This window comes from Flavobacterium geliluteum (assembly GCF_017948595.1).
GTDB lineage: Bacteria > Bacteroidota > Bacteroidia > Flavobacteriales > Flavobacteriaceae > Flavobacterium > Flavobacterium flavipigmentatum.
Window position 1 is genome coordinate 1 of record NZ_JAGFBV010000071.1, and the last position, 964, is coordinate 964.

Annotated in this window: 1 protein-coding gene; it reads right to left on the reverse strand. The window is 38.3% G+C overall.

From position 1 onward, the window contains the following. Positions 1–18: 18 nt before the first annotated feature. Positions 19–429: a DUF3408 domain-containing protein gene (locus J3495_RS19510; RefSeq protein WP_127340904.1), complete on the reverse strand. Its 411-nt coding sequence runs from the start codon at positions 427–429 to the stop codon at positions 19–21. Between the last annotated feature and the right edge of the window lie 535 nt (positions 430–964).

Below are 964 nucleotides of genomic sequence, written 5' to 3' on the forward strand. Positions count from 1 at the left end.
TATTTTTTACCTAAAAACTTAAAAAATGGGTTTGTTCTTTTCATTGAAGCTTGCCGTTATCTGCTGTTCGAACTCATGGAAATGATGTTCCAGCAGATTGCTGAGATAGGCATAGATGGTAATGTTGTCCTCTCCGATAACCTGAACGATACGGGTGAGCTTTTTGTGGTGGTCGGGATCGATATATACTGATTTGCCGTGGCGTGCAGTACTTTTTACTTCCCTGAAAAATATACTTTCATAGTCAGCCTGATTATTCCTTTTTGCCCGGCTCTGCTCTTTTGCTGTCGGCTTTTCCTTTTCTGGCTGTTCAGCAGGTGTTTCCGTATCGACATTAAACCCTTCTTTTCTCACTCCATCCACCATCAGATCCATCATTTTTCCTTCATCGATATCAGGTGTCACTTTTTTTTCATTGTCGCTGTTCATCGTTTTTATTGTTTTTTTATTGTCAATTTTCGTTTTTCTTTTAAACAGTAGCGTATAACTGCACCTGTTTTTATCCGTAGCTCCTGTACGGTTAAAGGAGGTTCGACTGCATAAAAATGAACACAGCTGTCCGTCTATCTTATCTGCTGTACAACTAATTGTGTCCGGTGCTGTACGGTTGTAAATGATGCCTTTGTTGTTGTAGGTACCGTCATTTGTCTTTTTTGGCATTGGGAGCCACGTATCACCGTTTGTACGTTTCTCTGTTTACCTGATTTATTATCTGCTGGGACAAATAACAGGAAATATGGCCAGACTCTAAGAATGTGGCGCTCGAAGGCATTATTTGGACTTCATTGGCCTGCTTGTAAAAAGCTATTATTCAAATACTCGTATCGAAATTCGAAATGGGAACTTCTGCTTTTTTCTAAAAGAAAATTACTTAATAACCATTACATAAAAAAAAGGGCAACAAGCCCTTTCAATTAAAATCCATATGTAAAAATATTTTCGAGAGAAAATAGCAAGTTGTGTT